Genomic DNA, 18,988 nt, shown 5'->3' with positions numbered 1-18,988 from the left:
ACACGCTGTCCGTGTGGACAGCGCAGGGGAAGTCCATCTCAGAGTTCCGAAGTCCGAGGGCTTCCCTGCCCCCCCCCCACCCTCTTGGGCACGGAACAAGCGCTACATCTTCGATATATAATGCGACTGACTTTTATTATGGAATCTTATGCCAAGCTGATTACTGTCTGAGCCGATATTATTCCGGAACGTTGTGCCGAGCTGATTCTTAGATACAACATTCCTCCTGAACAATTTCTGTATGACACTCTACTGCCATGCATCATTGAATACTATCTCGAACTGTTCACTTTCCGCAACCGGCCTGTGTGCACAGCCGAGGAGCTGGCATATGGGCGGGGCGCTCTGCAGGAGGTGTGACAACTACTTAGGCTCTGGAAGGTGGCGTTGTTTTTCAAAAGTTCGCTGTCTGAGCGCAGCGAGTTCGGACTTTTGGAAAACGCTTTTAGCCACCTTTCAGAGTCTTAGTAGTTTCCACCGACGAAGCCTGTCCCGCCCATATGCCAGCTCCTCGGCGTCCGTCAAACCACGAAATCCCGCAACACCCAAAGAAAAGAGGCCACACATGCAGCCTCTTACACACATAACTATAGAAACTATAAGTAACCCAACATCAGATCATCCAGAAATTATCCGTGCAGACAATCCTCCTGTAAGTCTCAAACTTAAACCACTTATTATGAAACTCCGACTTATTATCAGCAGCCTCAAACTCCCTCAAAAACATCTGATAATCATCATTACTGCGAATCTCCAGAGCAAAACCTCTCTCATCCACAACAGGAAGCCCCATAAACACATACTCATCCAGCGGAATAATATCCTGCACCCTCTTATCACGGATCAGAACAGCCGCGCTATCCTCCAGAGACACAATATCAAAATAGCCCGGATACTCAAAGCTGTCACCCTCAACAGGCACCACATCCCCTACATGATAAGTCTTAACCTCTTTATCCGCCTTGGAAAGCAGCGCATTCTCAAGGTTAAAATAAAACTCCTCAAAAACATAACCGCCAACCTTCACATCATCCTTCTGGAAATAAGGCTTCTCCCCCTCAGTATCAACCGATTCCACAACACCACATGCAGAAGTCATATGACTCACACGGTCGATCAGGATCAGCTCACCAAGAGTCTTATTCCTCTTAAACTCATCCAGCACAACCTTATCAGAAAGACCGATTTTGCAAAGAGCGATCTCATTCTTCTCGATCGTATCCGCATGCAGATGCTCCCCGGTATTTACATCCGTCTTAAACTCAATACTCTTAACCACACCTGCGATCTTCTTGGTACCAAGCTTCACAAGATACTCCTTGCCCACTTCAAGCCTGGAATCATCCATCCAGAGAAGAGTAGCCTCGAAACCTTTAGCCACCGGAATCTCATTATTATTGGTAAGAACACAACCACGGCTGACATCCACTTCTTTATCCAGCTGAATCGTAACAGCCTGACCGGCAACAGCCTCTTCACGATCGTCACTGCCCACCAGGATCGTCTTAACAGCCGCTGTCTCGTTGCTTGGGAGCGTTGTGATGATATCGCCTACATGAACCCAGCCACTCTCGATCTGGCCCTGGAAACCGCGAAATTCATGGTTTGGACGGGAAACACGCTGAACAGGCAGATAAAACTCGCTGACATTCTCAGCCTCGGAAACATCCACAGTCTCAAGATGATCCAGAAGAGCTTTGCCCGTATACCACGGCATATTCGGAGACTTCTTCGTTACGTTATCACCCTCTGTAGCACTGACAGGAATGATCACAACATCCTGAAGACCCAGAGTCTCAGAAAGCTCATTGATATCCTTTACGATCTCATTAAAACGACTCTCACTGTAATCAACAAGATCCATTTTGTTAACAGCAAATACAAAATGATGGATACCCATCAGAGCGCAGATACGTGCATGACGCCTTGTCTGGACCAGAACCCCCTGCTTCGCATCCACAAGAATAATGGAAAGCTGAGCAAAGGAAGCTCCAACCGCCATGTTCCTTGTATACTCCTCATGTCCGGGAGTATCCGCAACAATAAAGCTTCTTTTATCGGTTGTAAAATAACGATACGCAACATCAATGGTGATTCCCTGCTCACGTTCTGCCATCAGGCCATCCAGAAGAAGAGAATAATCAATGGCACCACCTCTGGAACCTACCTTGCTGTCCAGAAGAAGGGCTTTTTCCTGGTCCGCATATAAAAGCTTGGAATCATAAAGAATATGACCGATAAGTGTAGATTTTCCATCATCTACACTTCCGCAAGTGATAAATTTCAGTAATCCGCTCATCCTAGAAGTACCCCTCTCTCTTTCTTTTTTCCATACTTGCAGCTCCGCCGTCGGAATCAATAACACGTGTGGTTCTCTCAGATTCCACAGAGCTTAAGGTCTCGTCAATGATCTCGTCCAGTGTCTCCGCGTCAGACTCGATACCACCTGTCAGAGGATAGCATCCGAGAGTACGGAAACGGACCTTTTTCATCTGCGGCTCCTCACCCGGGTTCAGGCGCATTCTGTCGTCATCCACCATGATAATGTTGCCGTCTCTGTATACAACCGGACGCTCTTTTGCAAAATAAAGAGGAACGATCGGGATATTTTCTCTCTTAATGTACTGCCAGATATCCGTCTCAGTCCAGTTGGAAATCGGGAAAACACGGATGCTTTCGCCTTTATTGATCTCCGTATTATAAAGCTTCCACATCTCCGGACGCTGGTTCTTCGGATCCCAGGCCTGCTCTGCATTACGGAAGGAGAAGATACGCTCTTTTGCACGGCTTTTCTCCTCGTCACGACGACCGCCGCCAAAAGCAGCTGTGAAACCATATTTCTTAAGAGCCTGCTTCAGTGCTTGCGTTTTCATGATATCTGTGTATGCGGAGCCGCTGTCAAAAGGATTGATACCCTGCTTCACACCATCCTGATTAATGTACTCAAGCATTTCGATTCCCAGATCCTTCGCGGTTTTGTCACGAAACTCGATCATCTCTTTAAATTTCCATGTTGTATTTACGTGAAGAAACGGAAATGGCGGTTTCTCCGGATAAAAAGCCTTCATTGCAAGATGAAGCATTACAGAACTGTCTTTTCCTATAGAATAAAGCATTACCGGCTTCTCGCACTCTGCTGCAACTTCACGGATGATATAAATTGCCTCTGCTTCCAGCTCATCCAAATGTGATAATCCACTCATATCTGATCTCATCCTCCTGTTCCGGCCGCCAGAACCGGCAGCACTTATCTTCTGGTCTAATATTTATTCGAATTCCGTCGATCCACATCGATCACGGATGTAGAACCGTCCGTTTTTGTAATGATCCAATGAAGGATATCTCCTTCGCTTTTTACATTCATGATACTTCCGTTCCCGCCGATATCCGCACCAAGGAAAAAGTCGATGGCACCGGCTTTACATTCCTTTACACAGGAAACACAACCCCAGCAGTTTTTCGGATATTTCATCACGGCTTTTTTGTCTTCCATGACGATCAGGGTTCCCGGACATACTTCACTGCATTTTCTGCAGCCAACACATTTTTTCTGATCAATTCGTATGCTCATATGTGTCCTCCTTTACAATGTCGCGAAAAATCATCCTGATCTCGCCGTTTTCCAGTTTCGAATTTACATATTTATAAAATTTCTCATCTGTTTCCGGATGATCCAGATTTTCGTTAAAAGAATGCCATCTGGTCTCTTTGCGGTTTTTCAGATGAGCGATCAGTGAACGGCACACAATGAGACGCTCACGAAGTTCGTATGCAAACATCAGCTCATGCATATCTGCTGCCGCTGTTTTTTCGGCAAGAGCCTGAAGCTGAAGGATTTTTTCATCTGCAAGAGCAAGCTGCTTCTCATTAAACTGATAATTAGAAGCAATTCCTCCCGCATATTCATCCATGACTTTCTGCATAGCCTCTTCCAGTTCTTCCACGGAAAATGCCTGTGCGTCTTCATTTCGGAACTTTTCGTACTGAGAAAGAATTTCCCCTTCCTGAACCTTAATCTCTGTCTCAGTCTGAATATCTGCTTCCTTCAGAGTTCCGGCCTTAAACTGTTTCACCATATCCAATGCTGCAAGCTTTCCTTCTGCAAGAGCTCCTGTTACATATTTCTGCGGACATCCACCTGCAACATCACCAGCTGCATAAAGACCTTTCACCGTAGTTTCACGGCCTGTATTTACCCAGTAGCCGCTGGCTGTATGACCGCCTACGATATACGGCTCTGTTCCCTGGATCTCCACATCCTGCTCGCTGGGGCTCTTTCCGCTTTCGATCCATTTCAGAGTCTGGCTCGGTGCCATGTTGAGATAAGCCTTCAAAAGATCTTCATCCTGTTCCTTCGTGATCCCTGTAGTCTTCAGGTAACACGGGCCGTGGCCAAGCTGATTTTCCCGGACTGTTCCATAAACTCTCTCGCTTGTGGTCAGTCCGTATTTTGTCTCATAGATCTCGCCAGCTGCATTGATCTGTTTTGCGCCGACACCCTGTGCGATGGTTCCCGTAGGAGCAATGGTATCCTTGCAGCGAAGTGCGATAAAACGCATCTCAAAGGACGTCATCTCCGCGCCTGCCAGGATTCCCATTGCGTATCCGGCACCTGTGTTAAATGGCGGATACCACATCTTATGTCTGGAAAATCCAGGATTGTTCGGTTTATAAAGTCCAGCCGCTCCGCCGGTTGCAACAAGAACTGCTTTTGCCCGGATAACGTAAGCGGTTTCTTCCATAATAGAAAAACCAACGGCTCCGTAAACCTGACCGTCTTTTACAAGAAGGTCTGTGATATTTACATAATTCAGAACATCTACATTCTCAGCTTCATGAACTGCATCCGCAAGAAGTGGTTTGAAATTCTCGCCGTTGATCTTGATGTTACGGTTTCCTCTGGCTACATAATCGCCATTTTCATCCTTCAGGATCACAAGTCCAAGTTTTTCCATTTTTGCGGTAACTTCGTTGAAGTTCTCCGCTGCTGTAAGAAGAAGGTCCTGTCTTACGATCCCGGCGGCATCCTTTGTTGCATAATCTACATAATCCTGCGGCTTGCGGCCTTTTACAATGTAGGCATTGATTGCATTAACACCTGCTGCCAGACAGCCGCTTCGTCTGATATTTGCTTTTTCTGCGATCAGTACCCTGCCGGCTTTCTGTTCTGAGAGAACCAGCGCCGCATAGCAGCCTGCGGTACCTCCGCCTATGATCAGCACATCTGTTGTAATTTCCTTTGTGTTTAATCTGTTTTTCATACTCATCACTCTGTTATCTGAAGCTCATGTACAGTTACATTTTTCTCTTTATCTACGCCAAAAGCCTTCAACACCGGATTTTCTGCATCCATAAGGGAGAGGATCAGATATTCTATGTTCGGGTCAAATGCAAGTCGTTTATCTTCTTCGGAAGGCCTTGACGGAGACTCCGGATGAGAATGAAAGTTTCCGATCATCTGATATCCGTTCTGACGGATATCCTTGATCGCGCTCAGCTGTTCCTTCGGGTCCATGGAAAAGTGTTCGTTGCTTTCATCGATATTTGTCAGCAGATACACCTTCTCGATGGTTTTTACATCGTCCTCAATGGTCCCGCCCAGAAGGCCGCAGGACTCATTGGGAAGTCCCTTTCTGCAGTGGTCTAATATTTTTTCGTAATCTTCTTTTTTTAATTTCAGCATTTCGTGGCCTCCAATGGGTTTCTATACTTATTTACAGTATCTGCACCAGCAGACACCTTTTCGTTTCTGTGATCAGTGTTTATTAATGCTTCAGCTCACACACAGCCTGCTCATAATCGATCAGTTCTGTGATCGTCGGATCATCGCCGCATACCGGGCAATGATGATTCTTCGGAAGCTTCACGGTACGGAATGTCATCTTCAGCGCATCGTAGGTAAGAAGTCTTCCTGTAAGAAGATCACCCTGTCCGATGATGTACTTGATGGCTTCCATTGCCTGAAGGCTTCCGATCACGCCGCCCATGGCTCCGATCACGCCAGCCTGCTTACAGGTCGGTACGGCGTCCTTTGGTGGCGGGCTCTGGAATGCACATCTGTAGCATGGTCCCTGTCCCGGGACGTAGGTCATCAGCTGTCCCTGGAAACGGATGATACCTGCATGTGAAAAAGGTTTCTCAGCCATTACACAGGCATCGTTGATCAGGAATTTTGCAGGGAAGTTGTCTGTTCCATCCAGAATGAAATCGTAATCTTTGATCAGATCCATGATATTGCTGGAATCCACAAACGTGTGATATGTATTTACGGTAACGTCCGGGTTGATGGCTCTCATGGTCTCAGCCGCAGACTCTACTTTCAGTTTGCCAACATCTGCAGTTGTGTGGATGACCTGTCTCTGAAGATTGGAAAGATCTACCTCATCTGCATCTACGATTCCGATGGTTCCCACACCTGCTGCTGCAAGGTAAAGGGCTGCCGGTGCTCCAAGTCCGCCGGCTCCGATGATAAGAACCTTGGCATTCAGAAGCTTTTTCTGGCCTTTTACTCCAACCTCTTTCAGGATGATGTGGCGGGAGTAACGCTCAAGCTGCTCATTTGTAAAAGCCATTATCTTGTGCCTCCTCCCATGTAGTACAGGAATTCAACAACGTCGCCGTCTTTTACAACTGTGTTCGGAACGTCTTCTTTGCTGATGAATTCATCGTTAATGGTTACGGTTACATACTCAGGACTTTCGATATCCTCTTTCTCAATAAGCTCTGTAAGCTTCAGTCCGTCTTCGTACTCTTTTTTATTTCCTGCAACTGTGATTGTCATTTCTCTGTTCTCCTATTCTTCAACTTTTCTTACGATCAGTGTATAAGTTCCGTCTTCATTATCTTCAAGTTTCAGGATCTGATGTCCTTCTTCTTTTACGCTTCTCGGTACATTCTGTACCGGCTCGCCATCGTTCATTTTGATCGCCAGGATCTGTCCGTCGTCCAGTTCCTCAAGTGCTACTTTTGCTTTTACAAAAGTTACCGGGCAAACTACATCGGTAATATCTACTGTATCATCAATCTTAATATCAGCCATTGTATGCTCCTTTCAAAACTTCCTGAAGTTTTTCAGCGCCTACCCGGTCGATGGTAAATTTAAAACGCTCTCCCGGATTTGCATGATCATCAAAAAACTGGATCGCTGCATCGGTCACTCTGAAAAGCTGCTCCTCAGAGGTGATCAGCGGAAGGAATTCCTGTCCCTTGCTGATGTGATTTCCAAACGTTCCGCCAAAGGAAACGATATATGCTTCGTTTACATCCCATGCATCCACCGGACAGGATTTCGCACATCTGCCGCAGTAGTTGCATTTCTCTGTGTCGATCACCAGCTTGTCCTCCTCAAAGGAGATGGCGTTTTCTCTGCAGGCCTTTTCGCAGACACCACAGTGGATACATGCGTCCTCTTTCCAGCTGACCTGAGCTGCTCCCTTGATTCCTACATCATTCTCCTCTGCCTTCAGACAGTTGTTCTGACATCCGGTAACACCGAATTTAAATTTATGAGGAAGCTCTCTTCCGAAATATCTTTCATTTAATTTCACTGCAATGTCATAGCTGTTGATATTTCCGCTTGGACAGACAGCGTTGCCCTGGCAGGCTGTAACTGTACGGACTCTCGGTCCGCAGACACCAGGCTTGCATCCGCCTTTTGCAAGATCATCCTTTACATCATCAATATCATCTAATTTAATGAACGGGATCTCAACTCCCTGTCTGGAAGTAAGATGTACATATCCGTCACCGTATTTCTCAGCTACCTCTGCGATCTTCTTAAGGTTTTCTGCGGTAAGTGTACCGCCTACACAGGCAAGACGAAGAGAAAAATTATTTTTCTGCTTCTGTCTCATGAAACCACCTTTTTTTAATGTAGCGTAATCTACTTTTGCCATAACGAACTCTCCATTTCTCTGCTGGTGCAGCTCTTAGATTTTATCGGTTATTTTCTATCGCTTGTTTGAAATCTTCTTTTAAATCTTCAATATCTTCAATTCCCACACTGATACGGATCAGATCCTCGAATACTCCGGACTGCAGCTTCTCTTCGTCGGAGATGTGTGCCGCGATGGTGGATTCCGGATGGATCACCAGGGTCTTCGTATCTCCGATATTGGAGATGATCAGCGGGATCTTCAATGAATTAATAATGGAAAAAGCCTTCTCCTTGCTTCCGGTTCTTACGGTTACGATAGCTCCGTAGCCATTCCTGAACTGCTTTTCCGCAATTTCGTGATAAGGGCTTTCTTCCAGTCCCGGATAATTTACTTCAATGTCACCACCCAGGCCCTGTAAAAATCTCGCAAGCTCCAGTGCATTGTCACACTGTCTCTGCATTCGAAGTCCCAGGGTTTCCAGTCCCAGGTTATTAAGGAAAGCATTCTGCGGAGCAAGACACGCGCCAGTGTTCCGGAAAAGTCCGTTTCTAAGCTTGGCGATGTATGCAAATGGTCCGAATTTCCGGTATGGAGCAAGTCCCGGATATCGGTAAGGGTCCCATTTCAGACCCTTACCACAGACAAGAATACCGCTGATGGCATCGCTGCTTCCATTGATATATTTGGAAGAGGAATGAACCACAATGTCAGCTCCAAGCTTCAGTGGCTGGATCAGATACGGGGTTGCCACCGTGTTGTCTACGATCAGCGGTACGTCATGCTTATGTGCCACTTCCGCAACTGCCTGGATATCGGTAACATCTAGCTTGGGGTTGCCAATGGTCTCCGCAAAAACAAGTCGCGTCTTCTCTGTGATCTCTGCCTCAAAAGCTTCCGGCTTATTCTCTTTCACATATTTTACAGAAATCCCGAAAGGCTTCAGATCATCGAACAATTCCACAGTTCCGCCATACAGTCCGCAGGCTGCCACAATCTCGTCTCCCGCCTGAAGAATGTTCAGAAACGCATTGGTCAGCGCTGCCATTCCGGAAGCACAGGCCACACTGCCGATCCCATCCTCCAGCATGGTCACTCTCTTCTCAAAGGACTCTACCGTAGGATTGTTGATCCTTGTATAGGAGAAGCCCATTTTTTTATTGTCAAAAATTTTCTCCAGGTCTTCCGCGCTGTCATGTCGGAATGCGCTGCTCTGATAGATTGGAACCTGTGTTGCACCCTGTGGATATTTCTCGTTGGTGCCGTGGAGCAGCCCTGTATTAAAGCCGTATTCGTTCATAGCCTCTTCCCTTTCTTTTGTTGACACTTATATTAACCTACTATTCATAGTATGTCAATAGGAAAACGGGATTAAATGTATTTTTTTGTGTACACAACTATACGACAGCATGATACAATTATAGCAGTTACGATAATCACAGCACCAAAAGAAAGATGCTCGCAGACATACAACAAACCCACATTAAGAACAGGAGGTGATCCTTATCAATATAAACCCAAAGCTCCGAAATATTTTTCACTCTTTATTCAGTCCCATCCTTGATTTCCGCGTTCGGCTGTTCAACATCCTCGCCTTGGGAGGTACTGTGATCAGCCTGATCATGGCCTTTCTCAGCCTCGGGACCGGTTCCTGGGGAAATGTACTGATCAATTTTGCGCTGGTTGCAATCTCCGGAGGGCTTTTTCTTTATTCCTATTACAGTGGAAAATATCAGCGCTGCTACCTGATCACCATTGTCGTGATCTTTCTGCTCGTTTTTCCGGTGATGTTTTTTACCAGCGGCGGTTATCGTGGTGGCATGCCGGCATTCTTTGTTTTTGCTATTATTTTTACCGTGCTGATGCTGGAAAAAAGACGCGCTCTGATCGTTTCCCTGCTGGAGATTCTCCTTTATATGGGACTGTGTCTGGTTGCATACCATTTCCCGAACACTGTAACTCCTTTTGCCACGGAAGCAGACCGGCTGGCAGATATCCTTCTGGCGTTTGTCTCTGTAAGTATTGTCTGCGGCAGTGTTCTCTATTTTCATCTGAAGGAATATAACCAGCAGCAGCTCCTTCTGGAGGAACAGAATCTGCGACTGCGCTCCCTTGATAATGCCAAGTCCACCTTCCTGACCACCGTTGCCCATGAGATTAAAAATCCTCTGAGTTCCATTTCCCTCCACGCGCGGGACACCTCCGAGCTCCTTGAGGAAGAGCCTCTGGATTTCTCTCTTATGCAGGAAAATCTCCGCACCATTGAACAGTCGGTAATGCGGATTGACCGGATCGTGCTGGATCTGATGGATACGGTTTCCATTGAGCAGGGACGGCTTGCCCTTTCCCTTGTCCCATCAGATCTGTCCGGTCTTTTGTATTCTGCAAAAAAAGACTACTGCAGTCATCCAAGCTCAAAGAACAATCAGCTGGTCCTTACGACACAATCCGGACTCCCGGAAATCTCTGCTGATCCGGAACGGCTGATCCAGGTTGTCACCAATCTGATCTCCAATGCAGAGCGTCACACCCAAAACGGAACCATCACCATTTCTCTTACCGGCGAACCGGGCTGGCAGACCATCTGCGTCTCCGACACCGGAACCGGCATGTCAGAAGAAATGCGAAAAAACGCACTCAAGGGTTATGTTTCCGCTGATAAGGATTACTGGCGGCACGGCATAGGCCTCTATGTCTGTCATCAGATCATCACTGCCCATGGCGGCAAAATATGGCTGAAAAGTAAAGAAGGCGAGGGAACTCAGGTGTTCTTCTCACTTCCGGAGGAGGAATCATAAATGAATGAAAAGAAATCACTTATCCTTATGGTCGAGGATGAAGAACAGGTGCTGAATACCAACTGCCGGATGCTGCGGCGCCGTGGCTACGATGTCCGCACTGCACAGACAGCCGCCGAAGCCTATCATCAGCTTGAAGAACAGCTGCCGGATCTTCTTATCCTGGACATTATGCTTCCGGACGGAAACGGTCTGGATATCTGCCGCCGCTTCCGCGAAAAGACCATGAATCCGGTTCTTTTTCTCACCGGAAAAAGTGATATCCGGGATCGGGTAGAAGGACTTCAGCAGGGAGGCGACTATTATCTCACCAAACCTTATAATTTCGATGAATTTCTGGCCGTGATCCAGATGCTTCTGGAACGCCAGAAACGAATGGAAGAAAAAATAAAAGAAAAATTTCAGTCCTCCCGTCAGATCACCATCGGCAGCCTGCGGCTGGATCTTTCGGATGGCCATGCATATCTCAATAATGCCGACACAGGCCTTACCCGGACCGAATTCTCTCTGCTGCGTCTCCTTGCAGAAAACCAGGAGAAGATTTTTTCTGCAAAAGAGCTCTACGAAGCGGTATGGGGCAGCTGTGCAGGAACAGATACCAGCACGGTACGGCGGCATATCTTTAACCTCCGGACCAAGATCGGTGCCGAAGATACCGATGAGTATGACATTGTCTCGGTTTATGGGAAGGGATATCTTTTTACCTGCCGATAAGCCGGCCTTTTCACGATCGGATAACATATTTCCAGACCTGTACGCAGCTTTCCGTAAATGTCTCTTTTTCTTCACATTTCCGGATATCGGGATCTGTCTGTTACAATGTACTTAACAGACAGATCTTTTTTATTTGTAAAAATTTATGATCAAAGAATAGTAAGCAGCTAACTGCTGCGCAATTTATCAGGAGGTGCCTATGCATAAAAAAATCTTAGTTCTTTTAACAGGCGCGATCGCTCTTTCCATATCTGCAGTCCCGGTCCTCGCTTCTGACCCTCCAACCGATGACGGTCAGTACATCTGGCAGGATGAAAACGGAGATTACTGGTACCGCAATGGTTCCGAGGATGAATATATCGGGGAAGGTAATTATGCCCCTGACCCGGATTCCGGTGAACTGATGGAAGGCAACGATGCCGGCTGGACCGAACAGGACGGTTATTTTGAGCCTCATTATTATTATGAGGACGGCAGTGTGTGGCTGGAAGATGCCACCGGAACCACATATATTGGCTCCAGAGATAAATATTATATTGATGACTACGGTAATCTTCAGGAATATTCCGATTCTGAAACTGATTCCTCCTCCGGAGATTCTTCAGAAGAATCCTCCGATACCAGTGGAAACTCCTCCTCGCAGGATTCCGATTCTTCATACCCAAATTCCTCTTCCGATACAAACACGGAAGATTCCTCTGAATCGGAAAAGCGCGGCGAGCTTCATATGCGGGTTGGATTCCCTGCCGATGATACGATCAGAGAATCCATGCCCGAAAAAGAAGGTTATTTCGAGCAGCGTTCCGTAAATGGCGGAAAAAGCACTGCCTTTGTTTTAAAAGTACCGAATTCCTCTCTGGAGGATTCTTCCCTGAAGGGTTTTCTGGCAGAATACTATCCGGTAAAGGGTGAGATCATCACCAAAAAAGATCTTACCTTTGAATCTTATCCTGCCACGAAATATCAATACTTAACCGAAGTCAACGAAGAAGAAAAAAATGTAGATGCTCTTGTATGCCAGACTGACGATTATACATTCGGACTTTTTGTCCTGACTCCGTCAGACACCTATGATAAGGCCGCCGAAAAGGAAGCCACAGAGCTGATCAAATCCATAGATTTCGTTTACGCAGAGCGTGTGGATATGGCCATGACGGATTACTTCCAGGTCCTCACTCCGGAGCGTTGGAAATATCTCTGCCATTATGAAACAACCGAAACCGAAAATGGTGGATATAAACTGACTTATTACAATGAGGATGTTCCTGTACTGACTCTGGAAGCCAGATATTACGATGGCGAAGACCAGCCTCTGGACAGTGTATGGCAGGGCTATCTCGGCCGTATCGAAACCGTCGACGGCAAAAAATACGATCTTCTGTCCACCATCAGCCAGTACTCCAAGGACGCCTCTGATGAATGGAAGGAAATGTATGACACTTATCTGGATGTCATAAACGGGATCCGTATAATGGACGGCTGTTCCCTGACCGAAGGAAGCCATGCCTGATCCCTTGTGATTCACAATATTTACATAAAAGAAGCTGCAGACTCTGTTTTTTCACTGTTCTGCAGCTTCTTTGTGTTATTGTGTCCAACTATATCTTCTGCTGTCTATCCTTCGTAAATCTGATCAAAAATCCCTCCATCTGAGAAATGTGTTTCCTGTGCCTTTTTCCATCCGCCGAAATCATCAATGGTGACAAGATTGATGTCCAGGTCAAACACATCGGAGTATTCCTTCAGAATATCCTGGTTTGACGGACGGTAATAATTATCACCGGCGATCCGCTGTGCTTCATCGGAATAGAGATAATTCAGATATTCCTCTGCCACATCTCTGGTGCCTCTTTTGTCTACGACTTTATCGACTACTGCTACAGATGGCTGTGCAAGGATGCTGATGCTTGGTGTTACGATCTCGTAGTCGTCCGGATAATCCTTTACGGAAAGATAGGCTTCATTTTCCCAGGCGATCAGTACATCACCCTGTCCGTTTTCCACGAAGGAGGTCGTTGCGCCTCTGGCTCCGGTGTCCAGGACAAGTACGTTTTTGTAAAGATCTCCGATGAATTCTTTAATTTTGTCCTCGTCTCCGTTATATTTATCTTTTGCATAGGCCCAGGCTGCCAGATAGTTCCATCTTGCTCCGCCGGAGGTTTTCGGGTTTGGTGTGATCACACCTACGTCTTTCTTTACCAGATCGTCCCAGTCTTTGATGTTCTTCGGATTTCCTTTTCTCACAAGAAATACAATCGTCGAAGTATAGGGAGCGCTGTCCTCCGGAAATTCGTCCACCCATCCGTCATCGATGAGTCCTGCATCCTGGATCGCATCTACATCATACTCCAGTGCCAGTGTTACCACATCTGCTTCCAGTCCGTTGGCAACCTCAAGTGCCTGCTTGCCGGAACCACCATGGGACTGTGTGATCTCCACATCCTGGCCTGTTTTTTCCTTCCAGTGTTCTTGGAAGCTCTTGTTGTACTGCTCGTAAAGCTCTCTGGTCGGATCATAAGATACATTGGTGATGCTGACACTGTCCGCCGCATAGGTGGTTACGCCTGTAAGGCTTCCAATTGTTGCTATTGCTGCAAGAGCTGCTACTGCTGATTTCCATCTTCTTTTCATAATACTTACCTCCTGTGTTTTGCCTCGTGTTTTGTTGTTGGGGCTATTATAAACATGAGTAAGTACATATGAAAACTATTAGATTGGAAACCGTTTTCAGTAGTTTTCGAAATCAGGGATATTTTGGCGGATTTTACAGGTTTTTATGTCTGATTTTTAGCTGTTATCCATAGATTTCGCACTCTTTTTTGCATATTCTTCATCACCGTTGAAAGATTTTGTGAAAACGCAATCAACCTTGTGAATTCAGCTCTTCCAGGAGTTTTTTGCGGTAAGCTTCATCTTTGACAGCACGTTTGCGATCTTCTTTGGTCAGTTCTTCTCCATGCAGCTGCTTTTCTTTCATTCTGACAAAAACCTCATCTGCATTTTTCTCTTTAAGATAAACCGGGTTATATCCATTTTATCAGACCCGGACTGAAAAATCACTCTTGTTCTGACGACAAATTCTTCCAGCACTGTCCTCTGTTTGACAAAAATCTTTCTGCATTCATTCTTCCGAAACAGTTATCCACACTCACCCTGAAAAATCGCTCTTTCGGACGGATGGTTTTCCACATATTCCACAGAAGTTATCCTCGGTAGTCTATACGATCCGATTTCGCCGCCTTCATCTCACAGATAAATATAATCATTCATCACCGGCTGCAGGCCGTGGTCTTTCAGGGCGTTGAAAACTTCGTCCACAGACCTTCCGTCGGAAATCTCAAACTGATCATCACCCTTATCCTCAATATCATCCACATGGCTTCCGATTCCGGTGCTGACACCTGCAGAGATCTTGGTTGCTGCGATATTCACCAGATTGTCACGGACACGCTCACACTCTCTGGTGGATACAGTAATACTTGCAAACGGCATAAACAGACGATATGCACAGACTACCTGCAAAAGCTGCGGTTCGTGTACATCCTTCGGGTTGATCCTGTCGTTGTTGATGATCGGACGAAGTCTCGGGCAGGAAAAAGCGATCTCTGCGTGTGGATATTTTCTCTGCAGAAGATATGCATGATATCCCGTTGCAAAAGCATCCTTGCGGAAATCATCCAGTCCCAGAAGTGCCGCAAAACCAACACCTCGCATGCCGCCTTTTAACGCACGCTCCTGTGTATTTAACCTGTATGGAAAAATCCTCTTGTGGCCTGCCAGATGCAGAGTTTCGTATTTATCAGAATTATATGTCTCCTGGAAAACTGTCACATAATCTGCGCCACATTTGTGAAGATATGCGTACTCATCAGAGTTCATCGGATACACCTCAAGACCGACTACCTTGAAATATTTCCGGGCGATCTCACAGGCCTTTCCGATATATTCCACATTAGATTTCGTTTTGCTCTCTCCGGTAAGGATCAAAATCTCCTGGAGTCCGGTTTCTGCAATGGCTGCCATCTCTTTCTCGATCTCATCTGCATTCAGCTGTGCGCGGCGGATCTTGTTGTGGCAGTTAAATCCACAGTAAATACAGTAGTTCTCACAGTAGTTTGCAATGTAGATTGGTGTAAACATGCAGATACTGTTTCCAAAATGTTTCCTTGTTTCGATCCGTGCAGCCTGTGCGATTTCTTCCAGAAGAGGCAGCGCTGCCGGTGAAAGCAGTGCTTTAAAATCCTCCGGTGTGCGGTTGTCATGAGCAAGCGCTCTCCGTACATCCGCTTCTGTGTACTTATCATAATCATATGCGTTCATTGTGGAAATAACCTGATCCATTACATCAGATTCTTCCAGCTGTTCCATATCCGGAAGGTACTTCATGTGATCGATACGGTTCTTTTTCATATCTTCCAGAATTTCTTCATTTACGATACTTTCATTAAAATGGCCGTCCTGCTGACTGGCCTGTACTGTTTCTGCCATTACTCTTATGTCGCTCCTCTCATATATTGCAGCAATACTCTGGTCCTCACTGCTGCATATCTGTAAACTCAATTTCGATTGAAACCAGACAATACCTGTGTTTCACTACACAGGCAGTGCCTGTCCCCCGCTTAGTGTTCTGCGTTCAATCATTCATTTATCAATTTTACTCATGAAGAAATCCGGTCAGTGGTGAGGATGCACTTGCACCTCTCTCCAGAGTTCTTCCCATACCGGAAAGATATGCACTTCTTCCTGCCTCAATAGCTTTCTTAAAGGCTTCCGCCATAACACGGACGTCTCCTGCAGTTGCAATGGCTGTATTTGCCATAACTGCTGCAGCACCCATTTCCATAGCCTCACATGCCTGTGACGGGCGGCCGATTCCTGCGTCCACGATGATCGGAAGGTCGATCTCGTCGATAAGGATCTGGATGAATTCTTTTGTACAGATTCCTTTGTTAGAACCGATCGGAGAGCCAAGCGGCATTACACAGGCAGCTCCTGCATTCACCAGATCTCTGGCTGCATTCAGATCCGGATACATGTATGGCATAACTACAAAGCCCTCTTTTGCAAGGATCTCTGTTGCCTTGATGGTCTCGTAATTATCCGGAAGAAGATATTTGGAGTCATGGATAACTTCGATCTTTACAAAATCTCCACAGCCAAGCTCGCGGGAAAGTCTTGCAATACGGACTGCCTCTTCTGCATTTCTGGCGCCGGACGTATTCGGAAGAAGCGTAACATCCTTCGGAATATAATCCAGAATGTTCGCAAGTCCACCCTCATTTGCACGACGCAGGGCAAGTGTTACGATCTGAGTTCCTGCTTTTTCAATACATGCTTTTACAAGCTCCAGGGAAAATTTTCCGGAACCAAGGATAAAACGGGAAGTAAACTCATGGCCTCCCAGGATCAGTTTGTCTTCATTTGTGTTTGCTGTTGTCATTTTTTATGTCCACCTTTCTTTATGTCTGTTTGCAGAAAATATTTCCACCGATTTATAACCAGCGCCTTCTTCTGCCAGATCATTCTTCATCTGCATTTTTTCAGTAACTTATCTGTCAGTTACTGCCGTGGTATATATACCTAATTTTATCTCTATAGCGACATCAGCAGCTTCCGCCGCCCATAAACTGCAGAATCTCCACAACATCGCCATCTTTCAGTACTGTTGTATCGTAAGTGTCTCTCTTAATGATCTCTTCATTCAGCTCTACTACAACCTGCACCGGAACATAGTTACATGCTTCCAGATATTCTGTTACTGTCACCGGCTTTTCCAATGTTCTGCTTTCACCATTTACTGTGATCATGATCTCTCCTTTCCGGAAACTTCAAAAGCTATTCGTCAATAAAAAAGAGTTCACAAAGAAATACACCCGCGGTGGTGCACCCCTTCATGAACTCAGTTCACTCTCAAATTTCCCAATATTCAATTGTCGATACCGGGGTTAAAAGCATTCGCTCTTGATCCCTTCCCTGTAAATCCTGATCTTACGTATTCAATCGGATAAAAACATCCGCATCCAATAAAAAAGGAGATACACCAAAGTATCTCCCGTAAATTCATCTTATACGTTCCTACGTTGGCATTATCCAAATCAGGTATAAGGGTCGAAGTTGAAGACTTCCTCTCAGCCTGCCATCACAAGCTCCCCTGTTATTTACATGGTTTAGTATAATTCCGATTCTGCTTCATGTCAAGAACAATAAATTTTGGTTTTATTTGCCGGTTTTATTTGCAGAGTGAACAGTAACTTTTATTTATAAGCAGTGAATCCCAGATCTTTCATTGTCAGATTTAAATTCTTTTTCAGATAATCATTTGCTACTTTCATTGTCGCTTTCATCATAATATTGGAAGAATCCTGCAGATCTGTCATCGCTTTTTTTCCGTTTGTATACAAGAAAGTCAGATTCTGACCTTTATAAGCAGATGCTTTTGTAGAAGAAGTCACCAGCAGAAAGACTTCATTTGTAGACAGGGCGGACTTCACATTGACCGTATCAGATTTCACACAGTTTCCGATAATATCCAGTCCGGCAAGGATTCCATCTGAAGGCATAGAGAGCATCATCCCAATATCTATCTTATCTTCTTTCTTCAGATAACCGATCATCAGAGTACTTTCTTTATCTACTTTGACATTTATAAACTGATTTCCGTCTTCAGTATATTTGCCTTTCTGACTGATGTATTTTTTCAATTTGCTATAATTCTGCGTCAATCTGGTATTAGCCGAGGTCGGATTCTTTACAGTAACCTTGCAGGTGAATTTTCTGCCACCAAGAGTCGCTGTGATAACCGCTGTTCCTGTTTTTACCGCGGTGATCTTTCCGACAGAAGTTATCTTGACAACATTTGTGTTGCTGCTCTTCCATGACGGTTTCAGACTGGTGCCTTTGATCTTCAGTGTATAAGTTTTTTTCGATGCCAGTGTCAGGCTGGTCTTATTCAGGGTGAGATAATTCAGACCTGCGATTGCTGTCAGACCTTTTTCATTATATCTACTCCAGATCGTATTTTTTCCGGATTTCCGGTAAGCTCTCACTGTGTAAGTATAGCTTACTCCGGTACTTACTTTTGTATCGGTAAACGTAACATTTTTGCTTCCTGTGAGGGTTTTTACTGCTTTCCATCCGCTGTTTCCGGTCTTGCGGTATACCCGGTATCCGGCAACTCCTTTTACCTGTTTCCAGCTGAAAATAATCTTATTCCTGCCGGAGATCTTAATAGAAGACATAGCCGGCGTTGCTACGTTTATCGCCGCCTGTACTTCTGTCGCACTGATCAACTCCGGAACCGCAGCTGGTGCCGCCGTTGCAAGCATAAAACCTGTCAAAATGCCACATAAAGCTTTTTTCCAATTTCTTCTCATACGCTTTTTTCCTTTCTGCTTTGTGGTATATCTGGATTCCCTAACAAATATAGTATACATTATAAAAATTATTCCTGCTATGATATTTTTCGCCGAATCAGGGCTTTCGGTGAAATTCGGCAGTTTCTACAATGGCTTGACACTCCCCTCAACTAAAGCAGGGGGATTCTTGCTTCTCCCACTACTGCATTGGCAAACACCTTACGGTACTGCAATGTCTTACACAGTG

The 18,988-nt window shown here is 45.6% G+C and carries 18 protein-coding genes and 1 riboswitch; of the genes, 3 read left to right on the top strand and 15 right to left on the bottom strand.

Features of this window, described 5'->3' with window-relative positions; all coding sequences use genetic code 11:
* Positions 1-613: 613 nt before the first annotated feature.
* The 10 genes from EAI83_RS15800 to EAI83_RS15755 all read right to left on the bottom strand — a co-directional run bounded on the left by EAI83_RS15800 (position 614) and on the right by EAI83_RS15755 (position 9,174).
* Positions 614-2,299 (bottom strand): sulfate adenylyltransferase subunit 1, encoded by a 1,686-nt coding sequence (locus EAI83_RS15800; protein WP_129976087.1) that lies wholly within the window; start codon positions 2,297-2,299, stop codon positions 614-616.
* A gap of 1 nt (position 2,300) precedes the next feature.
* Positions 2,301-3,203, bottom strand: coding sequence for a sulfate adenylyltransferase subunit CysD (cysD, locus tag EAI83_RS15795; protein WP_015526618.1), 903 nt, complete (start codon positions 3,201-3,203; stop codon positions 2,301-2,303).
* Between the two features lie 56 nt (positions 3,204-3,259).
* Positions 3,260-3,571 carry a 4Fe-4S dicluster domain-containing protein gene (locus tag EAI83_RS15790; protein WP_015526617.1) on the bottom strand — a complete coding sequence of 104 codons (312 nt, stop codon included), beginning with the start codon at positions 3,569-3,571 and terminating at the stop codon, positions 3,260-3,262.
* A complete protein-coding gene (locus EAI83_RS15785; protein WP_129976085.1) occupies positions 3,555-5,261 on the bottom strand; it encodes an adenylyl-sulfate reductase subunit alpha in 1,707 nt (568 codons plus the stop codon). Before EAI83_RS15785 ends, EAI83_RS15790 begins: the two co-directional genes overlap by 17 nt.
* A gap of 5 nt (positions 5,262-5,266) precedes the next feature.
* The gene (locus EAI83_RS15780; protein ID WP_059086473.1) at positions 5,267-5,683 is read right to left on the bottom strand and encodes a M67 family metallopeptidase; all 417 of its coding nucleotides are present in this window, start codon (positions 5,681-5,683) and stop codon (positions 5,267-5,269) included.
* An 82-nt stretch (positions 5,684-5,765) separates the two neighbouring features.
* Positions 5,766-6,572 (bottom strand): thiazole biosynthesis adenylyltransferase ThiF, encoded by an 807-nt coding sequence (gene thiF, locus EAI83_RS15775; protein WP_059086474.1) that lies wholly within the window; start codon positions 6,570-6,572, stop codon positions 5,766-5,768.
* Positions 6,572-6,781 carry a sulfur carrier protein ThiS gene (thiS, locus tag EAI83_RS15770; protein WP_059086475.1) on the bottom strand — a complete coding sequence of 70 codons (210 nt, stop codon included), beginning with the start codon at positions 6,779-6,781 and terminating at the stop codon, positions 6,572-6,574. The genes thiF and thiS (EAI83_RS15770) overlap by 1 nt, the downstream gene beginning before the upstream one ends.
* A gap of 12 nt (positions 6,782-6,793) precedes the next feature.
* A complete protein-coding gene (locus tag EAI83_RS15765) occupies positions 6,794-7,039 on the bottom strand; it encodes a sulfurtransferase TusA family protein (RefSeq protein ID WP_015526613.1) in 246 nt (81 codons plus the stop codon).
* The gene (locus tag EAI83_RS15760; RefSeq protein WP_059086476.1) at positions 7,032-7,895 is read right to left on the bottom strand and encodes a 4Fe-4S binding protein; all 864 of its coding nucleotides are present in this window, start codon (positions 7,893-7,895) and stop codon (positions 7,032-7,034) included. The genes EAI83_RS15765 and EAI83_RS15760 overlap by 8 nt, the downstream gene beginning before the upstream one ends.
* A 40-nt stretch (positions 7,896-7,935) precedes the next feature.
* Complete coding sequence (locus EAI83_RS15755) at positions 7,936-9,174, bottom strand: O-acetylhomoserine aminocarboxypropyltransferase/cysteine synthase family protein (protein ID WP_129976091.1); 1,239 nt, start codon at positions 9,172-9,174, stop codon at positions 7,936-7,938.
* A gap of 307 nt (positions 9,175-9,481) precedes the next feature.
* On the opposite strand from EAI83_RS15755, the gene EAI83_RS15750 reads away from it, so the two are divergent.
* The 3 genes from EAI83_RS15750 to EAI83_RS15740 all read left to right on the top strand — a co-directional run bounded on the left by EAI83_RS15750 (position 9,482) and on the right by EAI83_RS15740 (position 12,896).
* Positions 9,482-10,672 (top strand): sensor histidine kinase, encoded by a 1,191-nt coding sequence (locus tag EAI83_RS15750; RefSeq protein WP_243113532.1) that lies wholly within the window; start codon positions 9,482-9,484, stop codon positions 10,670-10,672.
* On the top strand, positions 10,673-11,386 hold the full coding sequence (locus tag EAI83_RS15745; protein WP_021650464.1) for a response regulator transcription factor: 714 nt from the start codon (positions 10,673-10,675) through the stop codon (positions 11,384-11,386).
* A gap of 199 nt (positions 11,387-11,585) precedes the next feature.
* A complete protein-coding gene (locus EAI83_RS15740; RefSeq protein WP_021650465.1) occupies positions 11,586-12,896 on the top strand; it encodes a hypothetical protein in 1,311 nt (436 codons plus the stop codon).
* Positions 12,897-13,000: 104 nt separating this feature from the next.
* On the opposite strand, the gene EAI83_RS15735 is transcribed toward EAI83_RS15740, so the two are convergent.
* From EAI83_RS15735 to EAI83_RS15715, 5 genes are all read right to left on the bottom strand, one after another.
* Positions 13,001-14,017 carry a sulfate ABC transporter substrate-binding protein gene (locus EAI83_RS15735; RefSeq protein WP_059086478.1) on the bottom strand — a complete coding sequence of 339 codons (1,017 nt, stop codon included), beginning with the start codon at positions 14,015-14,017 and terminating at the stop codon, positions 13,001-13,003.
* A gap of 615 nt (positions 14,018-14,632) precedes the next feature.
* Entirely contained in the window at positions 14,633-15,874 is a 1,242-nt protein-coding gene (gene thiH / locus EAI83_RS15730) for a 2-iminoacetate synthase ThiH (RefSeq protein ID WP_129976083.1), read from the bottom strand.
* Between the two features lie 166 nt (positions 15,875-16,040).
* Entirely contained in the window at positions 16,041-16,826 is a 786-nt protein-coding gene (locus EAI83_RS15725; RefSeq protein ID WP_129976081.1) for a thiazole synthase, read from the bottom strand.
* 163 nt (positions 16,827-16,989) lie between these two features.
* Positions 16,990-17,193: a sulfur carrier protein ThiS gene (gene thiS / locus EAI83_RS15720; RefSeq protein WP_015526603.1), complete on the bottom strand. Its 204-nt coding sequence runs from the start codon at positions 17,191-17,193 to the stop codon at positions 16,990-16,992.
* Positions 17,194-17,441: 248 nt separating this feature from the next.
* Positions 17,442-17,549, bottom strand: a riboswitch (TPP riboswitch).
* Between the two features lie 91 nt (positions 17,550-17,640).
* Positions 17,641-18,759 (bottom strand): fibronectin type III domain-containing protein, encoded by a 1,119-nt coding sequence (locus EAI83_RS15715; protein WP_129976078.1) that lies wholly within the window; start codon positions 18,757-18,759, stop codon positions 17,641-17,643.
* Positions 18,760-18,988: the final 229 nt, after the last annotated feature.

This window comes from Blautia sp. aa_0143 (assembly GCF_004167315.1).
GTDB lineage: Bacteria > Bacillota > Clostridia > Lachnospirales > Lachnospiraceae > Blautia_A > Blautia_A fusiformis.
This window is presented reverse-complemented; position numbering and strand designations above follow the sequence as displayed.

Coding starts and splice junctions, on each gene's coding strand:
- EAI83_RS15800 (WP_129976087.1), bottom strand. CDS start 2,299: ATGAGCGGATTACTGAAATTTATCACTTGCGGAAGTGTAGATGATGGA.
- cysD (WP_015526618.1), bottom strand. CDS start 3,203: ATGAGTGGATTATCACATTTGGATGAGCTGGAAGCAGAGGCAATTTAT.
- EAI83_RS15790 (WP_015526617.1), bottom strand. CDS start 3,571: ATGAGCATACGAATTGATCAGAAAAAATGTGTTGGCTGCAGAAAATGC.
- EAI83_RS15785 (WP_129976085.1), bottom strand. CDS start 5,261: ATGAAAAACAGATTAAACACAAAGGAAATTACAACAGATGTGCTGATC.
- EAI83_RS15780 (WP_059086473.1), bottom strand. CDS start 5,683: ATGCTGAAATTAAAAAAAGAAGATTACGAAAAAATATTAGACCACTGC.
- thiF (WP_059086474.1), bottom strand. CDS start 6,572: ATGGCTTTTACAAATGAGCAGCTTGAGCGTTACTCCCGCCACATCATC.
- thiS (WP_059086475.1), bottom strand. CDS start 6,781: ATGACAATCACAGTTGCAGGAAATAAAAAAGAGTACGAAGACGGACTG.
- EAI83_RS15765 (WP_015526613.1), bottom strand. CDS start 7,039: ATGGCTGATATTAAGATTGATGATACAGTAGATATTACCGATGTAGTT.
- EAI83_RS15760 (WP_059086476.1), bottom strand. CDS start 7,895: ATGGCAAAAGTAGATTACGCTACATTAAAAAAAGGTGGTTTCATGAGA.
- EAI83_RS15755 (WP_129976091.1), bottom strand. CDS start 9,174: ATGAACGAATACGGCTTTAATACAGGGCTGCTCCACGGCACCAACGAG.
- EAI83_RS15745 (WP_021650464.1), top strand. CDS start 10,673: ATGAATGAAAAGAAATCACTTATCCTTATGGTCGAGGATGAAGAACAG.
- EAI83_RS15740 (WP_021650465.1), top strand. CDS start 11,586: ATGCATAAAAAAATCTTAGTTCTTTTAACAGGCGCGATCGCTCTTTCC.
- EAI83_RS15735 (WP_059086478.1), bottom strand. CDS start 14,017: ATGAAAAGAAGATGGAAATCAGCAGTAGCAGCTCTTGCAGCAATAGCA.
- thiH (WP_129976083.1), bottom strand. CDS start 15,874: ATGGCAGAAACAGTACAGGCCAGTCAGCAGGACGGCCATTTTAATGAA.
- EAI83_RS15725 (WP_129976081.1), bottom strand. CDS start 16,826: ATGACAACAGCAAACACAAATGAAGACAAACTGATCCTGGGAGGCCAT.
- thiS (WP_015526603.1), bottom strand. CDS start 17,193: ATGATCACAGTAAATGGTGAAAGCAGAACATTGGAAAAGCCGGTGACA.
- EAI83_RS15715 (WP_129976078.1), bottom strand. CDS start 18,759: ATGAGAAGAAATTGGAAAAAAGCTTTATGTGGCATTTTGACAGGTTTT.